The sequence below is a fragment of the Bacillus vallismortis genome (assembly GCF_040784915.1).
Lineage (GTDB): Bacteria > Bacillota > Bacilli > Bacillales > Bacillaceae > Bacillus > Bacillus subtilis_G.
The window spans coordinates 2733542-2754799 of record NZ_CP160797.1 but is presented as its reverse complement, the minus strand read 5'-3'; the positions used below and the strand labels follow the sequence as shown (position 1 = coordinate 2754799).

The 21258-nt window shown below is 41.7% G+C and carries 17 protein-coding genes and 2 pseudogenes; 13 read left to right on the top strand and 6 right to left on the bottom strand.

Annotated features, from left to right (window positions below):
* The first annotated feature begins 115 nt into the window (after nucleotides 1-115).
* Complete coding sequence (gene fatR / locus ABZM97_RS13555) at nucleotides 116-706, top strand: transcriptional regulator FatR (protein ID WP_087992246.1); 591 nt, start codon at nucleotides 116-118, stop codon at nucleotides 704-706.
* A gap of 18 nt (nucleotides 707-724) precedes the next feature.
* Nucleotides 725-3889, top strand: a complete 3165-nt coding sequence (cypB, locus tag ABZM97_RS13550; RefSeq protein ID WP_202327100.1) for a bifunctional cytochrome P450/NADPH--P450 reductase CypB — start codon at nucleotides 725-727, stop codon at nucleotides 3887-3889.
* A gap of 235 nt (nucleotides 3890-4124) precedes the next feature.
* Here cypB and ABZM97_RS13545 read toward each other — a convergent pair whose 3' ends face one another.
* Nucleotides 4125-4421: a YrhK family protein gene (locus ABZM97_RS13545; protein WP_087992244.1), complete on the bottom strand. Its 297-nt coding sequence runs from the start codon at nucleotides 4419-4421 to the stop codon at nucleotides 4125-4127.
* A 183-nt stretch (nucleotides 4422-4604) separates the two neighbouring features.
* Between ABZM97_RS13545 and ABZM97_RS13540 the strand changes: the two genes are divergently transcribed.
* Nucleotides 4605-5000 carry a hypothetical protein gene (locus tag ABZM97_RS13540; RefSeq protein ID WP_202327101.1) on the top strand — a complete coding sequence of 132 codons (396 nt, stop codon included), beginning with the start codon at nucleotides 4605-4607 and terminating at the stop codon, nucleotides 4998-5000.
* Between the two features lie 21 nt (nucleotides 5001-5021).
* Nucleotides 5022-6281 (top strand): MFS transporter, encoded by a 1260-nt coding sequence (locus ABZM97_RS13535; RefSeq protein WP_087993802.1) that lies wholly within the window; start codon nucleotides 5022-5024, stop codon nucleotides 6279-6281.
* Nucleotides 6282-6636: 355 nt separating this feature from the next.
* Here the strand turns inward: ABZM97_RS13535 and ABZM97_RS13530 are convergent, their stop codons facing one another.
* A complete protein-coding gene (locus ABZM97_RS13530) occupies nucleotides 6637-7464 on the bottom strand; it encodes a TrmB family transcriptional regulator (protein ID WP_087993803.1) in 828 nt (275 codons plus the stop codon).
* Between the two features lie 151 nt (nucleotides 7465-7615).
* On the opposite strand from ABZM97_RS13530, the gene ABZM97_RS13525 reads away from it, so the two are divergent.
* On the top strand, nucleotides 7616-8245 hold the full coding sequence (locus ABZM97_RS13525; RefSeq protein ID WP_087993804.1) for a LysE family transporter: 630 nt from the start codon (nucleotides 7616-7618) through the stop codon (nucleotides 8243-8245).
* Between the two features lie 124 nt (nucleotides 8246-8369).
* Here the strand turns inward: ABZM97_RS13525 and ABZM97_RS13520 are convergent, their stop codons facing one another.
* On the bottom strand, nucleotides 8370-9758 hold the full coding sequence (locus ABZM97_RS13520) for an amino acid permease (RefSeq protein WP_289347765.1): 1389 nt from the start codon (nucleotides 9756-9758) through the stop codon (nucleotides 8370-8372).
* Nucleotides 9759-10165: 407 nt separating this feature from the next.
* Between ABZM97_RS13520 and ABZM97_RS13515 the strand changes: the two genes are divergently transcribed.
* From ABZM97_RS13515 to ABZM97_RS13480, 8 genes and pseudogenes are all read left to right on the top strand, one after another.
* Complete coding sequence (locus ABZM97_RS13515) at nucleotides 10166-10582, top strand: hypothetical protein (protein ID WP_367386879.1); 417 nt, start codon at nucleotides 10166-10168, stop codon at nucleotides 10580-10582.
* Between the two features lie 561 nt (nucleotides 10583-11143).
* Complete coding sequence (levR, locus tag ABZM97_RS13510) at nucleotides 11144-13951, top strand: transcriptional regulator LevR (RefSeq protein WP_253268445.1); 2808 nt, start codon at nucleotides 11144-11146, stop codon at nucleotides 13949-13951.
* Nucleotides 13952-14140: 189 nt separating this feature from the next.
* Nucleotides 14141-14581, top strand: coding sequence for a PTS fructose transporter subunit IIA (levD, locus tag ABZM97_RS13505; protein WP_087993808.1), 441 nt, complete (start codon nucleotides 14141-14143; stop codon nucleotides 14579-14581).
* Nucleotides 14581-15069 (top strand): PTS fructose transporter subunit IIB, encoded by a 489-nt coding sequence (levE, locus tag ABZM97_RS13500; RefSeq protein WP_087993809.1) that lies wholly within the window; start codon nucleotides 14581-14583, stop codon nucleotides 15067-15069. The genes levD and levE overlap by 1 nt, the downstream gene beginning before the upstream one ends.
* 16 nt (nucleotides 15070-15085) lie before the next feature.
* Nucleotides 15086-15892: a PTS fructose transporter subunit IIC gene (gene levF, locus ABZM97_RS13495; protein WP_087993810.1), complete on the top strand. Its 807-nt coding sequence runs from the start codon at nucleotides 15086-15088 to the stop codon at nucleotides 15890-15892.
* 22 nt (nucleotides 15893-15914) lie between these two features.
* Nucleotides 15915-16742, top strand: coding sequence for a PTS fructose transporter subunit IID (levG, locus tag ABZM97_RS13490; RefSeq protein ID WP_014114571.1), 828 nt, complete (start codon nucleotides 15915-15917; stop codon nucleotides 16740-16742).
* Nucleotides 16743-16827: 85 nt separating this feature from the next.
* A pseudogene (locus tag ABZM97_RS13485) lies at nucleotides 16828-16970 on the top strand (hypothetical protein).
* Nucleotides 16903-18936 carry a GH32 C-terminal domain-containing protein gene (locus ABZM97_RS13480; RefSeq protein WP_367386878.1) on the top strand — a complete coding sequence of 678 codons (2034 nt, stop codon included), beginning with the start codon at nucleotides 16903-16905 and terminating at the stop codon, nucleotides 18934-18936. The pseudogene ABZM97_RS13485 and the gene ABZM97_RS13480 overlap by 68 nt, the downstream one beginning before the upstream one ends.
* A 96-nt stretch (nucleotides 18937-19032) precedes the next feature.
* Here ABZM97_RS13480 and yraA read toward each other — a convergent pair whose 3' ends face one another.
* The 3 genes and pseudogenes from yraA to ABZM97_RS13465 form a co-directional block, all read right to left on the bottom strand.
* Entirely contained in the window at nucleotides 19033-19542 is a 510-nt protein-coding gene (gene yraA / locus ABZM97_RS13475; RefSeq protein WP_087993812.1) for a cysteine protease YraA, read from the bottom strand.
* 150 nt (nucleotides 19543-19692) lie between these two features.
* Nucleotides 19693-20742 (bottom strand): formaldehyde dehydrogenase AdhA, encoded by a 1050-nt coding sequence (adhA, locus tag ABZM97_RS13470; protein WP_367386877.1) that lies wholly within the window; start codon nucleotides 20740-20742, stop codon nucleotides 19693-19695.
* Between the two features lie 342 nt (nucleotides 20743-21084).
* A pseudogene (locus ABZM97_RS13465) lies at nucleotides 21085-21231 on the bottom strand (gamma-carboxymuconolactone decarboxylase); the annotation flags it as partial.
* Nucleotides 21232-21258 lie beyond the last annotated feature (27 nt).

Here is a 21258-nt window from a genome sequence, read left to right as displayed (position 1 = left end):
TATAAACTGATATCATAAGAAAGGGTAAAGAGGTGATATCAGACAGGTCAGATATTCATTATGAACAAAAGGAATGAATATTCATTCCGCAACGAATCGGAGGTACTAACATTCCATGTTATCCGCATCCAGCAGTAAATACGACATGATTATGAAAGCGTCGGTTTCACTATTTACAGAGAGGGGATTTGACGCTACCACGATCCCAATGATAGCTGAACGAGCCCATGTGGGGACAGGAACGATCTACCGCTATTTTGACAGCAAAGAAACACTCGTCAACGTATTGTTTCAAGAAAGCATTCAGCGCTTTATGGAAAAGCTGAAACAAGACTTTTCGGAATTGAGTGTCAGAGAAGGCTTTCACCATGTATTTTGCTGTCTCATTCAATTTACAAAAGAGAGCGACTATGCGCTTTTCTTTCTTGAAACGAAGAAAGACGCTCATTACTTAAATGCCACAAGCAGAAAAATGATAGAAAATCTGACTCAAATGCTTGATGACTATTTTAATAAGGGAAAAGCGGAAGGTGTAATTCGCAGCCTGCCCTCAAACGTGTTAATTGCGATTGTGTTAGGGGCGTTTCTCAAGATATATCAGCTTGTCCAAACGGGTGATATAGAGATGGACATGGATTTAAGGACTGAATTGGAACAATGCTGCTGGGACGCCATTAAGCTTCATTCATTTACTTCACAAAAATAATAGGAAAGGAAGATGTTGATGAAACAGGCAAGCGCAATACCTCAGCCCAAAACATACGGACCTTTAAAAAACCTTCCGCATCTGGAAAAAGAGCAGCTTTCTCAGTCATTATGGAAGATAGCAGATGAATTGGGGCCGATTTTCCGTTTCGATTTTCCGGGGGTATCCAGTGTTTTTGTATCCGGCCACAGTCTTGTGGCTGAAGTGTGTGATGAAAGCCGTTTTGATAAAAATCTTGGCAAAGGCTTGCTAAAGGTGCGCGAGTTTGGCGGAGACGGGTTATTTACAAGCTGGACGCATGAGCCGAATTGGCAAAAAGCCCACCGCATTCTGCTGCCGAGTTTCAGTCAAAAAGCGATGAAAAGCTATCATTCTATGATGCTGGATATCGCAACCCAGCTGATTCAAAAATGGAGCCGGCTTAATCCTAATGAAGAAATTGATGTAGCGGACGACATGACCCGTCTGACGCTTGATACGATTGGGTTATGCGGGTTTAACTACCGTTTCAACAGCTTTTACCGTGATTCACAGCATCCGTTTATCACCAGTATGCTCCGTGCCTTAAAAGAGGCGATGAATCAATCGAAAAGACTGGGTCTGCAAGATAAGGTGATGGTGAAAACAAAGCTGCAGTTCCAAAAAGATATAGAAGTCATGAACGCTCTTGTCGATAGAATGATAGCGGAGCGAAAAGCGAACCCGGATGAAAACATTAAGGACCTTTTATCACTCATGCTTTATGCCAAAGATCCTGTAACAGGTGAAACGCTGGATGATGAAAACATTAGATACCAGATCATAACGTTTTTGATTGCAGGACATGAAACCACAAGCGGTTTGCTTTCCTTTGCGATCTACTGTCTGCTTACACATCCGGAAAAACTGGAAAAAGCGCAAGAGGAAGCAGATCGCGTGTTAACGGATGACACGCCGGAATATAGACAAATCCAGCAGCTGAAATACATTCGGATGGTTTTAAATGAAACGCTAAGACTGTTCCCAACAGCTCCGGCCTTTTCTCTCTACGCTAAGGAAGATACTGTTTTAGGCGGGGAATATCCGATCAGTAAAGGGCAGCCTGTCACTATTTTGATTCCGAAACTGCACAGGGATCAAAACGCTTGGGGAGAGGATGCAGAAGATTTTCGTCCGGAACGGTTTGAAGACCCTTCGCGCATTCCTCACCATGCGTATAAGCCGTTTGGAAACGGACAGCGCGCTTGTATCGGCATGCAGTTTGCTCTCCAGGAAGCGACGATGGTTCTAGGTCTTGTATTAAAGCATTTTGATTTGATGAACCATACTGGATACGAACTGAAAATCAAAGAGGCATTAACGATCAAGCCGGATGAATTTAAAATTACTGTGAAACCGCGGAAAACAGCAGCAATCAACGTACAGAGAAAAGAACAGGCTGACATCAAAACAGAAACGAAGCCAAAAGAAACAAAACCTAAACACGGCACACCTTTACTTGTTCTTTACGGTTCTAATCTTGGAACAGCGGAAGGAATAGCCGGTGAACTGTCTGCTTACGGCCGCCAGCTGGGCTTTACAGCTGAAATCGCTCCGCTTGACGATTATATTGGCAAGCTTCCCGACCAAGGTGCCGTGGTCATTGTTACGGCTTCTTATAACGGGGCGCCGCCTGATAATGCTGCCGGCTTTGTGGAGTGGCTGGAGGAGCTTGAGGAGGGCCGATTGAAAGGTGTTTCCTATGCGGTATTCGGCTGCGGAAACCGGAGCTGGGCCAGCACGTATCAGCGAATTCCCCGACTCATAGATGACATGATGAAAGCAAAGGGGGCAACGCGTTTAATAGCGATTGGGGAAGGCGATGCCGCCGATGATTTTGAAAGCCATCGCGAGTCTTGGGAAAACCGTTTCTGGAAGGAAACGATGGACGCATTTGATATAAACGAAATATCTCAGAAAGAAGACAGACCTTCATTATCCATTACTTTTCTCAGTGAAGCGACAGAAACGCCGCTTGCTAAGGCATATGGCGCGTTTGAAGGGATTGTGTTAGAGAACCGGGAGCTCCAGACAGCAGATAGTCCGCGTTCTACCCGCCATATTGAATTGCAAATTTCTGATGCCAAAACATATCAAGAAGGCGATCATATCGGAATTCTGCCGCAAAACAGCCGGAAACTTGTTCAGCGGGTCCTGAGCCGATTCAGTTTGCAGGCCAATCATGTCATAAAAATGAGCGGAAGCCCTCATATGGCTCATCTTCCGATGGATCGGCCGATTAAAGTGGCGGATGTATTGGCGTCCTATGTGGAGCTGCAGGACCCGGCTTCAAGACTTCAACTTCGGGAGCTGGCTTCTTATACAGTCTGTCCGCCGCATAAAAAAAAGTTGCAACAGCTCGTTTCAGAAGATGGCATTTATAAAGAGCAGGTATTGGCAAAACGTCTCACCATGCTTGATCTTTTAGAGGATTACCCTGCTTGCGAAATGCCGTTTGAGCGGTTTTTAGAACTTTTGCCATCATTAAAACCAAGATATTATTCCATTTCAAGCTCACCGAAGGTCCAAGCCAATATCGTGAGCATGACAGTAGGCGTTGTTAAAGCATCAGCTTGGAGCGGGCGTGGTGAATACCGGGGCGTTGCTTCTAATTATTTAGCAGAGCTGAATACAGGTGATGCAGCAGCCTGTTTCATCCGAACGCCTCAATCCGGATTCCAAATGCCAGATGACCCTGAAACGCCTATGATTATGGTTGGACCGGGTACAGGAATTGCACCATTCAGGGGCTTTATTCAGGCAAGATCTGTTTTGAAGAAGGAAGGAAGCACGCTTGGAGAAGCTCTTTTATACTTCGGCTGCCGGCGCCCCGATCATGACGATCTATACAGAGAAGAGCTGGATCAAGCGGAACAGGATGGTATTGTCACCATCCGCCGATGCTACTCACGCGTCGAAAACGAACCAAAGGGATATGTCCAGCACTTGCTCAAACAAGATACGCAGAAATTGATATCACTCATTGAAAAAGGGGCACACATATACGTATGCGGTGATGGATCGCAAATGGCTCCTGATGTAGAGAATACGCTGCGTCTGGCGTATGAAGCTGAAAAAGGAGCGAGCCGGGAAGAATCAGCTGAATGGCTGCAGAAGCTGCAAAACCAAAAACGATATGGCAAAGACGTTTGGACAGGAATGTAAAAAATAAAATCCCGCCATCAGATTGGCGGGATAATTTTGCATGTGAGAAAACCGGCACGATAATGAAATCTACTGAAAAGGATGTTATAGGGAGTATCGCGCCGGCCTTATTGTTCATATCGTCAAACAGGGTGAAAAGTTTAGTTCTTTTGTCTTATTTTTAAAAATAAATAGTCTGAAAGTCTTGTTTTTGGTTTACGCATTAGTTTTATGGCATTTTGCTCTCGCGTATGCCTCAAGATGAACCATCTGTTGAAGATCGATGTTTAAATTGGTTTTCCACATGTTTACGGTAATGAAAGTCATGAATCAGCCGAATCGTCGGCCTGATTAACAGCAGCAAACTCCCAATCGCAAACAGCCATATCCCTGCCGACTTGAACTGCTCATAAAAAAAGAAAATACTTCCGACAAGAAACAAGGCACCAATGATAAAATCATTTACTGTATAAAGAATCTTATATCGTTTTTTGAAAAAGAGCTCGTATCGTTTCAGTTCTTTTTTGATCTCATTTTCTTCTTTAGGTGCCATTATTCTCCCTCCATTCAACATGTTCATTCCCTAACGTGAATAGAAGAAAACATATAAGTAGAGTGAGTGACAATGGGAAATCTCTCTTTATTTTATAATTATTTTATTATTAGACATCAAATCTTATAATTGTTGTTAGATGAGTATTATCGAATAATACCTCATTTTTAAAATACTCGTGAAATGTACAGCAGATGGTCACATCTCATTAACGTATGCAATCTTTCATTACACGAATGTGGACTTTCCGGTATTAACAAGATATCAGAACTTGCTTACGATTCTTTAAAAGCTCGTATTTTAACAGAATACTTACTAGTTAAAGAATCAGCTGAAAGTTCTCTCATACCTGTTTTAATCGGAGCATACGCCTTTGAAAAACCTAAAGGATTAGAATGGTACCTTCAATGGATGACCGAGGATGCTGAAAAATTAATGAAACTAAATGCAGAGTGGTTTATAAACACAGCTCTTTGGCAGCTGTTGGCTATGACGGCAAACCCTTATGCTCATTTTGATCACTGGGCAGGTGATATTCAACAGCTTGTGACGAAACTTAACCTAACTAATCCTATGTAATGAAGGTTAAAGGAGAAAGAAATGAAAATTGAACTGAACATTAAACGCAAATCAAAAACTCCTGCTTTTGATCCTTCTTTTCGCCGTCTTTTTACTGCTGTAACCTTAACAAGTATTGGAGATGGCCTCACTTTTAATGCGCTTCCTTGGGTTGCAGCTTCACTAACAAGTAATACAATATTAGCGTCATTGGTATCCTCAGCCATCTTTCTGCCTTGGTTACTGTTTAGTTTGCCTTTTGGAATCTTAATTGATCGCTATCCCCGCAATTTACTAATGGCTGTTTCGGGAACAGTCAGGGCAGTAATGATATTGCTGTTAACTGTTCTGATAATCTATGAATGGGCGACTGTACCGCTTTTGATTATCTTAACGTTTCTTTTTGGTACTGCTAAGGTAATGTTTGACTGCACAGCACAAACGATAGTGCCAATGGTTGTTAATAGTAAACAACTTGAGAAGGCGAACGGTCTTTTTGCTTCGGTTCAATTAATCGCAAGCGATCTTTTAGGGGGAGCGCTCGCAGGCATTCTAATTCTAATTGGCCTTCCCGCGCCTTTCGTTATAGATGTGATTACTTCTGTCACTTCAATTCCTTTGTTAATAAGAATGAAAGGTAACTTTCAAGCGAGAGAGGAAAGAAAAAAGGTTACTTTCAAAGCTGATTTAAAAGAAGGTATACTCTTTGTTTGGAATGATTCTTTGCTAAGACCTTTAGCATTGTTTGGATCTGGTGTCACTATGGTTTTCTCAATGATTACTGCTATGCAAGTTTTCTTCATGAAAGAGATTTTGCATTTGAGTTCTTTTGAGTTTGGTTTGCTGATTTCCTTTGCAACTGTAGGCAGTGTGATCGGGGGACGAGCAGTTTCAAATCTAAAAACAAAATTGGGGGCAAGAAAAAGTTTGCTTATCTCGATTTTGACCATGGGAATATGTTACGGTATTGCAGGCCTTAGCAGTAATTGGTATATTGTCTGTCTATCCTATATTATTGCCTCTTTTTTTATTGTGGTATGGGGTGTCTTGAATGTAACGTATAGACAGCGAATTGTTCCCCAAGAGCTGTTAGGGCGCGTGAATACAGTATTTCGCTTTTTGTCCTGGGGAGTCAGTTCCATTGGAACAATTTTAGGCGGTATTCTAGTCAGTGTGGGTGAAGTGGCTTTTAATCGTGAATGGGCTCTCCGTCTTCCTTATTTGGTGCTTTTATGTGTGTATATTATCTTTTTCTTTATTGCCATTCGCTTATTCAGTAAGGAAAGGCTTGAAGGTGTATGATTACAGAGTATAGATATTCGATCATAATGAATACGAGGAAATGTCGTTTGCTGACCAGATTCCTCTCAGAATCAATAAATAGTGCTTAAACATTTCTAAGCCTTGCAAAATAAATTAATTAACAAAAAAGACAATCATAAAAATGGGGAATATGTCTTATTGTCTGATCCCACTCACCTTATTGCGATTTAAATGAGTGAACAAATTCTCCTCAAAGCCACGCCAGACTGATCAATCGGTAAAAAAATTTTGCAATACAAGGAACTTGCCGAAAAATAGTTTTTCTCGACAAGTTCTTTGTATTGATATAAGCAATGTTTTTGGTTAAATAATGATATCAGAAACATCATTTGCTCTATTCCAAATAATGTTTTTTGAAATCAGAGTGGATTGAAAATTTGCGGCGCAGCTGGATGAGATTTTTCCCAAAGCTTTCTTCTAAAAGCCCTCTATGCTTTTTCAGGATTTCCATGAGGTACAGATCATGAATGATGACTTCAGTAATAGGCATGACTAAACCTACATGCATCGTCCATGCAGCACGGCTGTCGTTGCCAAGAGAGACGATACCTGCTACAACTTCTGAATCATCTCCGCTATAGACAAGCCACCGCCCGTCATACTCTTCTGTAATTTCACTGCTCATATCATGAAGGTAAACAGCAGCAAAATCAGATGTGATGTCTCCGTACGCAATAATGGTCACAATGACACCTTGATTTGCCGCTTGTCTTAGCTCTGATTCTATTTCTTCAAAATCCTCTTCCCATATTTCCAAGAGAATTCTTTTTTTGGCGGATAAGATACAAGCCTTCACTTTTTCAAGAATTTCATTGCGTCCGGTGATATTCCAGATATTTTCCCGGTCATTTGCGGTCTGCTCGAATTTTTCAAAGTATTTCTCAGCCTGATCAAAATGCTCTTCCGCTTTGAGCCGGCGGTTTTTAATCAGTTCTTTAGCGGGGACAGGCACATACTGAGGTGTATTTCCATGACTTACAAAAACATCTCCTCTTAAGACAAGACTTTCCAAGACTTCATAAATTTTAGAACGGGGCACTCCGGAATTTTTGGCGACGGCATAGCCTGTTAAAGGCGATTCTTGCAATAAAGCAAGATATGCTTTTGATTCATATTCGGTAAAATTAAGGTTTTTTAAAATGTCTAACATATTTTCCTTCATACATCCTCCAATATAAAGAGCAGTCGCTGCCCTTGTAATCGCTATTTTAACAAACCATATTGATTTATTCCAAACGCATTGATACAATTTTATAAGTAGTTACTATCGTAGTCACTATATATTGCGGAGATTTTTTAAAGGGGGAGAAGAAATGCACAGCATACTCACATACATACCGATTGCTGCCATGATGGTTATCATACCGGGAGCAGATACGATGCTTGTGATGAAAAATACCCTTAGATATGGCGCAAAGGCTGGCCGTTATAACATCCTTGGATTGGCAACAGGACTTTCCTTTTGGACGGTTATCGCCATTTTAGGTTTATCAGTGGTTATTGCAAAGTCGGTATTTCTTTTCACAACGATCAAATATTTGGGAGCAGCATACTTAATTTATTTAGGAATCAAGAGTTTTTTTGCCAAAAGCATGTTTTCTTTTGATGAAACGCAATCTCAAGCAAGCAAGGAAAATTCTCCGAAACGTTATTATAAAACTTCCTTTATGCAAGGATCACTTAGTAATATTCTCAATCCTAAAACTGTTTTGGTTTATGTTACAATCATGCCCCAATTTATCAATCTAAAGGGAAATATAAACCAGCAGCTCATCATTTTAGCTTCAATCCTAACCTTATTAGCGGTTTTGTGGTTCCTCTTTCTCGTTTATATGATTGATTTCGCAAAGAAATGGATGAAAAACTCGAAGTTCCAGAAAGCGTTTCAAAAAATAACCGGTATTATATTAGTGGGTTTCGGCATCAAAACTGGTATGAATTGAAATTAGCTTACATGAATTGGAGATCAGTCAAGCAGTTGTTTTGCCTTTCGAATCCTCTTTTAGTCCGGCAGTATTATTTTTAATACAAAAAAAAACAAGGGAGTGTGTATCCCTTGTCTTTTTGTTATTTTATCTTATGTCTCCTGGTGGTCTGTACCTTATACATGATAATCAATAAAACAAACCAGGCCGGAGTGACAAATAAAGCAACACGTGTATCATTTGCCAGTGCCAATACGATAAGAATGAACGCGAGAAATGCGAGTGTTAAATAGTTGGATAATGGGTAAAACGGCATTTTAAATTTGTTTGCTTTCGCTTCATCCTGCCTTGATTTTCGATATTTTAAATGGCAAATCACCGTAATGCCCCAAATGAAAATAAAACATATGGTAGAAACACTTGTAATCAATGTAAAGACTTGCTCGGGCATTATATAATTCAGGCTAACGCCAATCAGAATGGCGATGGTCGAAAAGAACAGCGCATTGCTTGGAACTTTAGAAGAAGTCAGTTTCTTTAATAATCCAGGGGCGTGATGATCCTTGGCGAGAGAATAGACCATGCGGCTTGTGCTGAATAAAGCGCTGTTGGCCGCTGATGCCGCTGATGTTAATACAACAAAATTGATCATACTGGCGGCGGCAACGATGCCTACAACAGAAAAGACTTGAACAAATGGGCTTTCATTTGGGTTCAAAACGTTCCAAGGATAGATACACATAATGACAAAAAGTGCGCCGACATAAAAAAGTAAAATCCGAACTGGGATTTGATTGATGGCTTTAGGGATCACTTTTTGGGGATTTTCAGTTTCACCTGCAGTCAATCCAACAAGTTCAATTCCCACAAAAGCGAAGACAACCATTTGGAATGAAAGGATAAATCCATGCCATCCATTTGGAAACATGCCGCCGTGGCTCCAAAGATTCGTGAGGCTGGCTGTGCCGGAATCAGCGGAAAAACCTTTCGCTATCAAGAAAATACCAGTTGCGATAAGAGCCAAAATGGCGATAACTTTGATCAATGCAAACCAGAATTCTAATTCTCCGAACAGTTTAACGGTTGCAAGGTTCATGATCAGCAAGATGATAAGCGCAAGAAGACCCGGCAGCCATTGAGGCACCGCAGGAAGCCAATATTGCGTATAAATCCCGACTGCCGTTAAATCAGCCATCGCGAGAGAAATCCAGCAGAACCAATAGGTCCAGCCAGTAATAAACGCTGCCATGTCTCCTAGATAGTCCCTTACAAAATCAACGAAAGAGTGATATCCCGTATTTGATAAGAGCAGTTCTCCGAGCGAACGCATAATGAAAAAGCAAAATACACCGGTGATCATGTAAGCAAATAAAATAGATGGTCCCGCAAAGTGGATGGATTTTCCTGAGCCTAAGAATAAACCTGTCCCGATTGCACCCCCAATCGCCATTAATTGTATATGCCTGTTTTTAAGGCCTCTAGACAATTTTTGTTGTTGTCCAAAATTGTCTTTGTTAGAATTGCCTCTCAATTTTATTTTCCTCCAATAATAAAAGATGAATAAAGTTTTATCGGATATTATACCATCTAAAAGAATACAATGTTTACTTTTTAAATTTTAAAAATATAATTTTCATTTGCTTGTTCGTACAGGTGCTAAATATCTCTCACTCTCTATTTTCACTTCCAGTTTTATTGAATAGTAGAAAAAAAGGTAAATGCTCAGTGAGGAAAAGAGATTTTGGTAAAACGTCCTACTGGCGTAACCGTCATTCGTGACCGAGTGAAAACAGTAATAAATATGTAATGGCAAACAAAAAGACATTGTTTTGACGATGTCTTTTTTGTTTTGCTAGGATAGATGATAACAGTATGCTTATGAGGGCCGCTCATTAATAAGAATACAGGCGAAATGAATGACATGAGGCAGGACATATAATGAACTTACATACAGCACAGCTATTGAAAATTTTATCAGAATATCAGTTTTTTGATTGGGAGCATCAAAAGAATAATAAACATCGCATCCTGATTGGCCTCCCGGAGAATAAGCATGAAATAAAAGATTTTTATCAATCATTCGGTTTTGAATCAGTCGAGAATCCGTATTCAAACATAAAAATCTCAAAAAAACAGTGGGTGCATATGGAGGATCTATTTTTTCAATGGATATCTCCTTATCTATCAACTTTCGGACAAACAGTTGTTACGCCATTTCTAAGTAATGACTGGGAGGGTGAATGTCATCTGGATGATGAGTTTGCTGATGCTTATGAAGCGTACAAGGCTTTTTTAATAGGTAGCGGATTGTATGATCATACGCCCGCTTTGATTGAGACCAGCAGGGGATATTAAATCGATCATATCGGAGATTTTTCAATTCTGGGCAAGATGGCTGCGAGAAATCATCAATATTTATTTTTTGCCGATGGAGATAAAGTTTTTATGTTTACAGATTCACTGACCTTCCAGATGTTTTGTAAAGATGAAGAAGTTTTGCATAATGAAAAGAGAAAGATCGAGCAGTTGCTGCATCCTGATTTTTTATCGTGAATCACTGCGGCGGACACACATAGAGTGTCCGCCATTTCTTTGTTTCAATTGGATGCATTTTAGGTGATTTGACCCAGTCTTTAAGATTCATTTTTTGTCATTCGTGATTTTGGCATCTTTACATTCCTCAAGAATGATAAACTGTTTACTGATTATTACTTTGGAAGGAGCCCAGCCCTGGGGAACGCGAATCTAAAATACTAATATGAGATGTAAATGATTCAACATTCTAAACACATAAGCATAAAAGGCCGGCATGTCAATCTGCTATAGAGGCCTTTCTGGAAGTGTAGAATTAGATGTTTCCGCCATGAAGATTCGGAATATTCAGGGCTTATCTAATAAGGACAAAGGATGATAGACGTGAAAAGAATAGATAAAATATACCATCAGCTTATGCATAATTTTCATGATTCAAGTTTAGATCATCTTTTAAAAGTACAGGGGAGTTCGGCAAAGGAAATTGCTGAGCAGCTGAAAATGGAGCGGTCCAATGTCAGTTTTGAGTTGAACAATCTCGTCCGGTCCAAAAAGGTCATAAAAATAAAATCGTTTCCTGTGCGATACATCCCAGTCGAAATAGCGGAAAGATTGTGCAACAAGAAATGGGATACCGAGTTGATGGAAGTGAAAAGCCTGGAGCCGTTTTCCGGGAATTCCAAACAGAAACAACAACCTATTTCTACGAATCCTCTAGAGCTTATGATTGGGGCAAAAGGCAGTTTGAAGAAAGCCATTTCCCAGGCAAAAGCAGCTGTTTTTTATCCGCCGAACGGCCTGCATATGCTCCTCCTAGGGCCGACTGGTTCCGGTAAATCCCTTTTTGCGAACCGTATTTACCAGTTTGCCATTTACTCTGACATTTTGAAGGCCGGCTCACCATTTATTACATTTAACTGTGCAGATTACTACAACAATCCTCAATTATTGCTATCTCAATTATTCGGACACAAAAAAGGTTCATTTACAGGTGCCGGCGAGGATAAGGCTGGCTTAGTCGAACAGGCTGATGGGGGCATTCTTTTTATGGATGAAATCCACCGTCTCCCTCCTGAGGGGCAGGAAATGCTGTTTTATTTTATTGACAGCGGTTCTTATAACCGGCTTGGGGAATCGGAACATAAACGAACATCGAACGTATTGTTTATTTCCGCCACAACAGAAAATCCGAGTTCTGCTTTATTGAAAACATTTTTGCGAAGAATTCCAATGACCATACATATTCCTTCGCTTGAAGAACGATCGCTTAAAGAAAGAGTGGATCTGACGACGTTTTTATTAGGGAAAGAAGCAGAGCGAATTAAGAAAAATCTGAGTGTGCACATAGATGTCTATAATGCGCTTATTCATTCTGCGAAATTTGGAAATGTGGGACAGCTGAAATCAAATGTCCAGTTAGTTTGTGCACACGGGTTTTTGCACAACCTTGAAAAAAATGAGGTTATTGAACTGACTGTTCGGGATCTGCCGGATGAAATCAAGCAAGAATGGATGTCCAGCAGCAAAAACATGCAAAGAAGCAAAGCTATTTCTGAATATGTCAATATTACAACGATTATCTCTCCGATTGTAGAAGATGAAACAACAAAAATTGACGAAGACCTCTCATTTAACTTGTATCATTTGATCGAGGAAAAAGTGAAAACCCTTATGAAAGAAGGATTATCCAAAAAGGATATTAATCAGTACATCTTAACTGATATCCATTTGCATGTCAGAAGTTTTTTTCATCATCGGGCGTTTCAAAAGGACAGCCTGCTGACATTCGTTGAAGACGACGTGATTCAAATGACCAAACAGTTAAAAGAAATAGCTGAGCATGAGCTGGCTTGCACATTTGACCGTAAATTTATTTATTTCTTGAGTATGCATATTGACGCATTTTTAAAGCGCGGAAAACAAATTGATGTTTTAAATACACAGGAGACTGATGAAATCCGTGACACTCATGTGAAAGAATATCGGGTGGCGATGATATTTAAAGATCAAATTCAGAAATATTTTAAAGTGGCCATCCCGGAAATAGAAGTTATCTACTTAACAATGCTGATTCATTCCATCAAATCGTTAAAAGAGAACAAAAGGGTCGGTATTATCGTGGCTGCACATGGAAATAGCACGGCGAGTTCAATGGTTGAAGTCGCGACAGAACTGTTAGGAAGCACTCCCATTGCAGCAGTTGATATGCCGCTTTCTGTTTCACCTTCGGACATTATCGAATGCGTAGCGGAAAAAATGAAACAGGTTGACGAAGGGGAAGGTGTTTTAATGCTGGTAGATATGGGGTCACTTGCGATGCTGGAAAGCAAGCTGGAGGAAAAGACAGGCATTGCCATCAAAACCATCAGCAATGTGACGACCTCAATGGTGCTGGATGCTGTCAGAAAAGTGAACTATTTGAATTTAAATTTGCATGCGATCTATCAATCGGTCACGAAAGATTTTATTGAGTTATGGGAGCGGCAGCCAGCAGCATCCGGCAAAAAGAAGGCATTGGTTTCCATCTGTACGACAGGCAGCGGGACGGCCAAAAAGCTGGAAGACATCCTGACAACGATCGTAAACAAGGCCTCTGATACCCCGATTCACATATTGACTGTTTCATCCATTAAATTGGCAAACAACATAAAAGAAATTGAAAAAGAGTATGAGATCCTTGCGACAGTCGGAACGAAAGATCCTAAAATCAATGCTCCGCATGTATCTTTAGAAGTGTTAATTGAAGGGGAGGGAGAGAAGCTGATTCAACAGGCGATTACCAAAGGAAGCACCCCCTTGAGCAATGGATTGAACGAAGCGAATATCATTGTCAGGGAGCTTTGCGAGGATAGCTTGAAAAAGTACCTTGTCTTCTTGAACCCCCACCATATGATCGAGATGTTATTAGAGTGGCTGCAAACCGTTCAAGATGAGCTGGGAGTCATTTTCAATAATGCTGTTTTAATCAAAGTCATCATGCATACGGCTTTCGCCTTTGAGAGGGTGATTAAGCAGAATCCGATAGCTTTCTCAGAGGAAGATGAAATAAATGAACAGCTAAAAAGAATGCTGAACGTGACAGAACGTACATTAGCCCCATATGAACAAAAGCTTGGACTTCGCATAAGTGATGATGAAAAATTATTTATTGCCGCCATCTTCGCTGAAGAAGTGCCTGGCCAGCTGTTTTAAAAGCGGTTTTTTTATGTGAACCTGTATTAAATGGAACGCCATTTTAATACAGGTTTATTTTTTTGGTTTCAAGTGTTTCAACAATAGACTGTCATTTGCTGAAAACTTAATGAAAACGCTTAACACAACTTTGTTGGCACGATCCTTGCATTATATATGGGTGTACAAAACAGGAAAGGAGCAATGAATATGATTTCAGTTATTATCAGTGGTCATGGAGATTTTCCCATAGCATTAAAAGAGTCTTCAGGGATGATATTCGGTGAAGAAAATAACCTGATTGCAGTGCCGTTTTTTAAAGGAGAAGGAGTTCAAACACTGCAAGAAAAATATCATCAGGCGCTCAAAGACATTCCGGAAGAAAATGAAGTGCTTTTTTTAGTCGACATTTTTGGAGGAACGCCATATAACGCGGCAGCTTCTTTCATTGCTGAAGATCAAAGAATGGATATGGCAGCCGGCGTAAACTTGCCGATTCTGCTGGAGGTATTAAGCCTGAGAGAACATCTGACACTTAAAGATTTGCTGAACAACTTAAAAGCAATGAGCCAGCAAAGCTTTCAAGTGTGCAGTGAACATTTAGAAAAAGTAAAAACAGCCAATCAAGAAACAAGAGAGGATGAATTGTGATGAACATTGTGTTAGCAAGAATTGATGACCGCTTTATTCACGGCCAAATCCTGACAAGGTGGATTAAAGTCCATGCGGCAGACCGAATTATCGTTGTCTCCGATGATATTGCACAGGACGACATGAGAAAAGCGCTGATCCTTTCTGTTGCGCCTTCAAATGTAAAAGCGAGTGCCGTTTCGGTTTCAAAAATGGCAAAAGCGTTTCATAGTCCGCGTTATGAAGGGGTAACGGCAATGCTCTTGTTTGAAAATCCGTCCGATATTGTATCTCTTATAGAAGCAGGCGTACCGATCAAAACAGTAAACGTTGGAGGAATGCGTTTTGAAAATCACCGCAGGCAAATCACAAAATCAGTCAGCGTCACAGAGCAAGATATAAAGGCGTTTGAAACATTAAGTGATCTGGGCGTGACAGTGGAATTGAGGCAGCTGCCTTCAGATGCCAGCGAGGACTTTGTCCAGATTTTACGGAACGTAACAAAATAATCAAGGGGATGAGAATATGTCTTCATTACAAATTATTTTGTTGTTAATCATTGCAGCAATCACCGGAATCGCAAGTGTATTGGATGAAGGGCAGACACACCGGCCGCTTGTGGCCTGCACGCTGGTTGGCTTGGTGCTCGGGGATTTAAAAACAGGCATTATTCTCGGCGGCACACTGGAGCTGATGGCGCTGGGCTGGATGAACGTCGGCCTTGCTATGGCGCCTGATACAGCGATCGCCTCTGTCATCTCAACCATTTTAGTTATTACCGCTGATCAGGGAATTGGCGAAGGGATTGCCGTAGCTGTTGCTTTGGCAGCTGCTGGTCAGGCGCTGACGATTTTTGTGCGGACGATCACTGTCTTTTTCATTCACCGCGCTGATCAATACGCAAAAGAAGGGAATATAAAAGGAATTGAAATTATGCATATTACTGCGATGGTGTTTCAAGCGCTTCGCGTCATGATACCGACTTTGATTGTCGCATTGATCAGTGTCAGCGCTGTTCAGGCGTTCTTGGGCAATATTCCGGATGTGATTACAAAAGGGCTGCAAATAGGCGGAGGCATTATCGTTGTTGTCGGATATGCCATGGTGATCAATATGATGAATATTCCATATTTAAAGCCATTTTTCTATATTGGTTTCTTATTAGCAGCGTTTACCGATTTCAACTTAGTAGGATTTGGAGCCCTCGGTCTCTGTCTGGCGCTTTTATACCAGCAGATGATGCAAAAACATACCGCGCACGGAGCGGTGGCCGCCGCATCTGACAGTGGCCAAGTCGGTGTTTATGATGACGATGATGATCTTGATGCCTAAACCATGAGGGGGGATGAAAAAGATGGAGAAAGAAAAGCGATTAACGAAAAAAGAAATTTTCAGCATGTTTATTCGTTCAAACTTTTTGCTCGGCTCCTTTAACTTCGAACGTGTGCAGGCCATGGGTTATTGCTATGTCATGATACCGGCGATCAAAAAATTATACGGTCCCGGCGCGAAAAGAAACGAAGCCTTGCAGCGGCATTTGGAATGGTTTAATACACATCCGTGGCTGACAGCGCCTATATTTGGCGTGACGGCAGCCATGGAAGAAGAAATGGCGAACAATAAAGGAATTGATGGAAAAGCGATCAGCGGAATGAAAATCGGTTTGATGGGCCCGATAGCGGGTGTAGGCGACCCGATTTTCTGGGGAACGATTCGCCCGGTCTTAGCTGCGTTAGGGGCATCCCTTGCTTTAGGAGGAAACATTGCCGGCCCTTTGCTATTCTTTTTCTTGCTGAACGCCATAAGATTAAGCACAAAATATTACGGATTAAAGTATGGCTATGTGAAAGGAATGGAGATTCTGCAGGATTTAGCGGGGAATCGCATTCAAAAGCTGACAGAGGGCGCTTCGATTCTCGGATTATTTGTAATGGGAGCTCTCGTTTCCAAATGGACCACCATCAACATTCCCATCGTTGTGTCCAGGATTAAGGATGAAAGCGGAAAAGTGGATGTTCAAACCGTACAAAATGTGTTAGACAGCATCATGCCGGGGGCGCTGCCTCTAGGGTTAACGTTATTGGTGGCATGGATGCTGCGGAAAGGGGTGAATCCTCTTCTCATTATATGCGGCATCTTTATCATCGGAATTCTTGGGTATTGGGCTGGATTCTTAGCATAAGCTCTGTGTGAAGTAAGAAAGAAGAGGGAAACTGCGGCAGTCTATCACATATCAATCATTCGGATAACAGCGAAACAGAGGAGAATTGCCAGAAACGGACCAACTTATGCAGCAGTCTCTCTTGAAGTGTTCAAACATGAAGAGAGGAGCGAAGAAACAAATGAAAAAGAGACTTTCTCAAGTCATCATCATGTTCACCCTGCTATTCACTATGGCATTTTCGGTTGAGGCAGCTGATTCAAGCTACTATGATGAGGATTATCGTCCTCAATATCATTTCACGCCGGAGGCAAACTGGATGAATGATCCAAACGGGATGGTATATTATGCTGGAGAATATCACTTGTTCTATCAATACCATCCATACGGACTTCAGTGGGGACCCATGCATTGGGGGCATGCCGTGAGCAAAGATTTGGTTACGTGGAAGCACCTTCCTGTTGCGCTGGCTCCGGATGACAAAGGCACGATCTTTTCTGGAAGCGCAGTTGTAGATAGAAATAACACAAGCGGTTTTCAAACAGGCGAAGAGAAGCCGCTTGTGGCTGTTTATACACAGGACAGGGAAGGCCATCAAGTGCAAAGCATTGCTTATAGCAATGACAAAGGAAGAACGTGGACGAAATACGCTGGCAACCCTGTCATTCCGAACCCGGGAAAAAAAGATTTTCGCGATCCAAAGGTCTTTTGGTATGAAAAAGAAAACAAGTGGGTGATGGTGCTTGCGGCCGGTGACCGAATCCTCATTTATACATCAAAAAATCTGAAGCAGTGGACATATGCAAGTGAGTTTGGACAGGGACAAGGGAGCCATGGGGGAGTATGGGAGTGCCCGGATTTGTTTGAGCTTCCGGTAGACGGCAATCCGAATCAAAAAAAATGGGTGATGCAGGTCAGTGTCGGAAACGGAGCGGTTTCGGGAGGATCAGGCATGCAATATTTTGTAGGGGACTTTGATGGAACTCATTTTAAAAATGAAAATCCGTCAAACAAAGTTCTCTGGACGGATTACGGCAAAGACTTTTATGCGGCTGTATCCTGGTCCGATATTCCATCCTCAGACGGCCGGCGGCTATGGTTAGGGTGGATGAGCAATTGGCAATATGCGAATGATGTTCCTACCTCCCCATGGAGAAGTGCGGCGTCCATTCCAAGAGAGTTAAAATTGAAAACGCTTACTGGGGGAGTCAGGGTCGTCCAAACACCAGTAAAAGAGCTGCAAACCATTCGCGGAACCTCTAAAAAGTGGAAGAATCAGACCATATCGACCACAAGCCAAAATGTGTTAGCGGGCCTATCTGGAGATGCGTATGAATTACATGCAGAATTTCAAGTGACACCACGTTCAGCTGCTGAATTTGGTTTTAAAGTTCGAACAGGCAGAAATCAATTCACAAAAGTCGGCTATGATCGAAAAAATGCCAAACTGTTCGTTGACCGGAGCGAGTCGGGGAACGTCACCTTTAATCCGACCTTTAACACCGGAAAACAAACAGCTCCGCTGAAACCGGTAAATGGAAGGGTAAAGATGCGCATTTTTGTCGACCGCTCTTCAGTTGAAGTATTTGGGAATGACGGACAGCAGGTCATAACCGATATCATTCTCCCGGATCGATCAAGCAACGGTCTTGAATTATATGCGGCGAATGGCGGTGTAAAGATGAAATCTTTAAAGATATACCCTTTAAAAAAGGTATGGGGAACATCACCTTTCATCTCTAATTTGGCTGGCTGGACGACTGTAAATGGCACGTGGGCCGACACAATTGAAGGAAAACAAGGAAGATCGGAGGGTGATTCCTTTATTTTGTCTTCAGCATCCGGATCTGACTTCACCTATGAATCTGATATCACTATTAAGGATGGAAACGGAAGGGGGGCAGGAGCGCTTATGTTTCGCTCTGACAAAGATGCCCAAAACGGTTATCTTGCCAATGTGGATGCGAAACATGACTTAGTGAAATTCTTTAAATTTGAGAACGGTGCTGCTTCTGTCATTGCCGAATACAAAACACCGATAGACGTAAATAAAAAGTATCATCTGAAAACTGAGGCTCGGGGTGATCACTTCAAAATCTATTTAGATGATCGTCTTGTAATTGATACGAATGATTCTACATTCTCCGAAGGTCAATTCGGCTTAAATGTGTGGGATGCAACTGCTGTCTTTCAGAATGTAAATAAGGGATCTTAAATAGAGGGGTTCATGTGATATAGCAAACGCGATTACCTGGCTAGCAACATTTTTTCTTAAAAAAAGGCACAGACCTAAACAGTCTGTGCCTTCTCATTATTTCAACAACTTCAATGATTCGCGGTTAAATGCTTCCAAATCATCAGGTGTTCTGCTTGTGACAATGTTGTGGCTGACGATGACTTCTGCATCTTTGTAATTTGCGCCGGCATTGATTAAATCTTTGCGGATGCTGCGGTAGCCTGTGATATCTTTGCCTTTCAGGAGATCCGTATCAATTAGTACTTGCGGGCCGTGGCAAATAGCGAAAACCGGTTTTTCATTTTCGACGAATGCTTTCACGAATTCACCAGGGCGATCATCTGCACGGAGCAAATCCGGAGAGAATCCCCCAGGAATTAAAAGTGCATCAAATTCACTTGCATTCACTTCTGAGATTGCTTTATCGATCTTTACTTTCTCTCCATGCTTACCGGTAACTTCTTTGCCAGCTTCCAAATCGATAGCTGTGACACTATAGCCAGCTTCCTCGTATGCTTTTACCGGACTTGTATATTCGATATCTTCGAATTGGTCTGTAACGAGAACTGCAATTTTTTTGCTCATATAAAAAACCTCCTATACCCTCTTTATGCCCATAGAATAACAGGAAGATTGACCGGCCTTCAAAACATTTGCTTAAGAAGATCGTTTTTCGTGAATTTCTTTTAAATAAAAGCGGGTCAGCCCATTTAAGGACTAACCCATTTTTTAGAATTATAATGTGGAAATATCAATCACAAATCGATAACGGACATCACTTTGGAGGATACGTTCGTATGCTTCGTCCACTTGGTCAGCGCGGATTACTTCGATTTTAGGTGCGATGCCATGTTCAGCAGCGAAATCAAGCATCTCTTGAGTTTCGGCAATACCGCCGACAAGAGAACCTGCGAGGCTGCGGCGTCCCATGATTAAGGAAAACACACTGTATGTGTCCTGCTCAGCGGGCGCTCCGACATTTACAAGTGTTCCGTCAATACGAAGCATTGATAAATAGGCGTCTACATCAAGATTCGCGGATACTGTATTTAAGATCACGTCAAAACGCCCGGACAATGCAGTGAATGTCGCTGGGTCACTTGTAGCAAAGTAATGATCTGCCCCAAGTTCCAGAGCTTCCTCTTTTTTATTCAAAGAGCGGCTCAGGACGGTTACCTCTGCACCCATCGCATGTGCAAATTGAATTGCCAAATGTCCAAGACCTCCAACTCCTACAATGGCAACCTTTTTACCAGGCCCAACATTCCAGTGTTTCAGCGGGGAATACGTTGTGATACCTGCACACAATAGCGGACTGGCAACATCCATTTCCAAACTGTCTGGAATTCGGACAACAAATCTGTCGGTGACAACAATTTTTTGGCTGTACCCGCCATACGTCGGATTTCCATCGTAGTCTAGTGAGTTATAAGTTTGAACAACGCCCTTTGTGCAGAACTGTTCCTCACCGCTGAGACAGTATTCGCATTCTCCGCAGGAGTCAACAAAACAGCCGACACCAACGCGGTCCCCGACAGCAAACTTAGTCACTTCTGATCCAACAGCTGTTACGACACCGGCAATTTCATGTCCGGGCACCATTGGGAATATGCCTCCCCCCCATTCATCAAATGCGCTATGGATGTCTGAATGGCAAATGCCGCTGAATTTTATATCGATTAAGACATCATGCGGCTGTAATTCTCTTCGCTCAATCGTCGTTTGCTCAAATTTGGCTTTTGCATGTGATACGCTTAATACACGAGTTTGATGTTGATTACACATATGAACCTACCCTTTCTTCATCATAAGTGGTTGTTCGTAAAAACATGCACTTATTTATGTTTTATCGTGTCTTCAACATAACGATAAACCTTAAAGTCCGCTTTAAGGCAAGGGTTTTTTTGAAAAAAACTTCATCTCTAATTAAATTTGATAAATAACAAGCTTGGCTGAACTCAAAACGAGAACATTTTATAAGGTATGGTACAGGTCATCATGAACAGGCTCTAACCAAACCGTTTCCCCCGGTGTAATGGCTAAGTGCGCAAACCAACTGTCTTTTGTCGCACCGTGCCAATGTTTTACATGGGGCGGGATATTTATGACATCTCCAGTGCAATTAACTGAGACTGTAATCATGCTGCGATCCCGCGGAGACAGTTCTTCCTCTCTTGCCAAAATGTCACCGAACAGAACATCATCGTTAAGTTGAGCAAACTTTTGCGCGGATTTTCCTCGTATATCTCGTCCAGCAGTTTGTTTTTTTGCCATTTAGCAATCCCTCCATCTAAACTGTTT

What these genes read in the sequence shown, in the direction of transcription:
- fatR (WP_087992246.1), top strand. Translation starts at nt 116, where the DNA reads ATGTTATCCGCATCCAGCAGTAAATACGACATGATTATGAAAGCGTCG.
- cypB (WP_202327100.1), top strand. Translation starts at nt 725, where the DNA reads ATGAAACAGGCAAGCGCAATACCTCAGCCCAAAACATACGGACCTTTA.
- ABZM97_RS13545 (WP_087992244.1), bottom strand. Translation starts at nt 4,421, where the DNA reads ATGGCACCTAAAGAAGAAAATGAGATCAAAAAAGAACTGAAACGATAC.
- ABZM97_RS13540 (WP_202327101.1), top strand. Translation starts at nt 4,605, where the DNA reads ATGTACAGCAGATGGTCACATCTCATTAACGTATGCAATCTTTCATTA.
- ABZM97_RS13535 (WP_087993802.1), top strand. Translation starts at nt 5,022, where the DNA reads ATGAAAATTGAACTGAACATTAAACGCAAATCAAAAACTCCTGCTTTT.
- ABZM97_RS13530 (WP_087993803.1), bottom strand. Translation starts at nt 7,464, where the DNA reads ATGAAGGAAAATATGTTAGACATTTTAAAAAACCTTAATTTTACCGAA.
- ABZM97_RS13525 (WP_087993804.1), top strand. Translation starts at nt 7,616, where the DNA reads ATGCACAGCATACTCACATACATACCGATTGCTGCCATGATGGTTATC.
- ABZM97_RS13515 (WP_367386879.1), top strand. Translation starts at nt 10,166, where the DNA reads ATGAACTTACATACAGCACAGCTATTGAAAATTTTATCAGAATATCAG.
- levD (WP_087993808.1), top strand. Translation starts at nt 14,141, where the DNA reads ATGATTTCAGTTATTATCAGTGGTCATGGAGATTTTCCCATAGCATTA.
- levE (WP_087993809.1), top strand. Translation starts at nt 14,581, where the DNA reads ATGAACATTGTGTTAGCAAGAATTGATGACCGCTTTATTCACGGCCAA.
- levF (WP_087993810.1), top strand. Translation starts at nt 15,086, where the DNA reads ATGTCTTCATTACAAATTATTTTGTTGTTAATCATTGCAGCAATCACC.
- levG (WP_014114571.1), top strand. Translation starts at nt 15,915, where the DNA reads ATGGAGAAAGAAAAGCGATTAACGAAAAAAGAAATTTTCAGCATGTTT.
- ABZM97_RS13480 (WP_367386878.1), top strand. Translation starts at nt 16,903, where the DNA reads ATGAAAAAGAGACTTTCTCAAGTCATCATCATGTTCACCCTGCTATTC.
- yraA (WP_087993812.1), bottom strand. Translation starts at nt 19,542, where the DNA reads ATGAGCAAAAAAATTGCAGTTCTCGTTACAGACCAATTCGAAGATATC.
- adhA (WP_367386877.1), bottom strand. Translation starts at nt 20,742, where the DNA reads ATGTGTAATCAACATCAAACTCGTGTATTAAGCGTATCACATGCAAAA.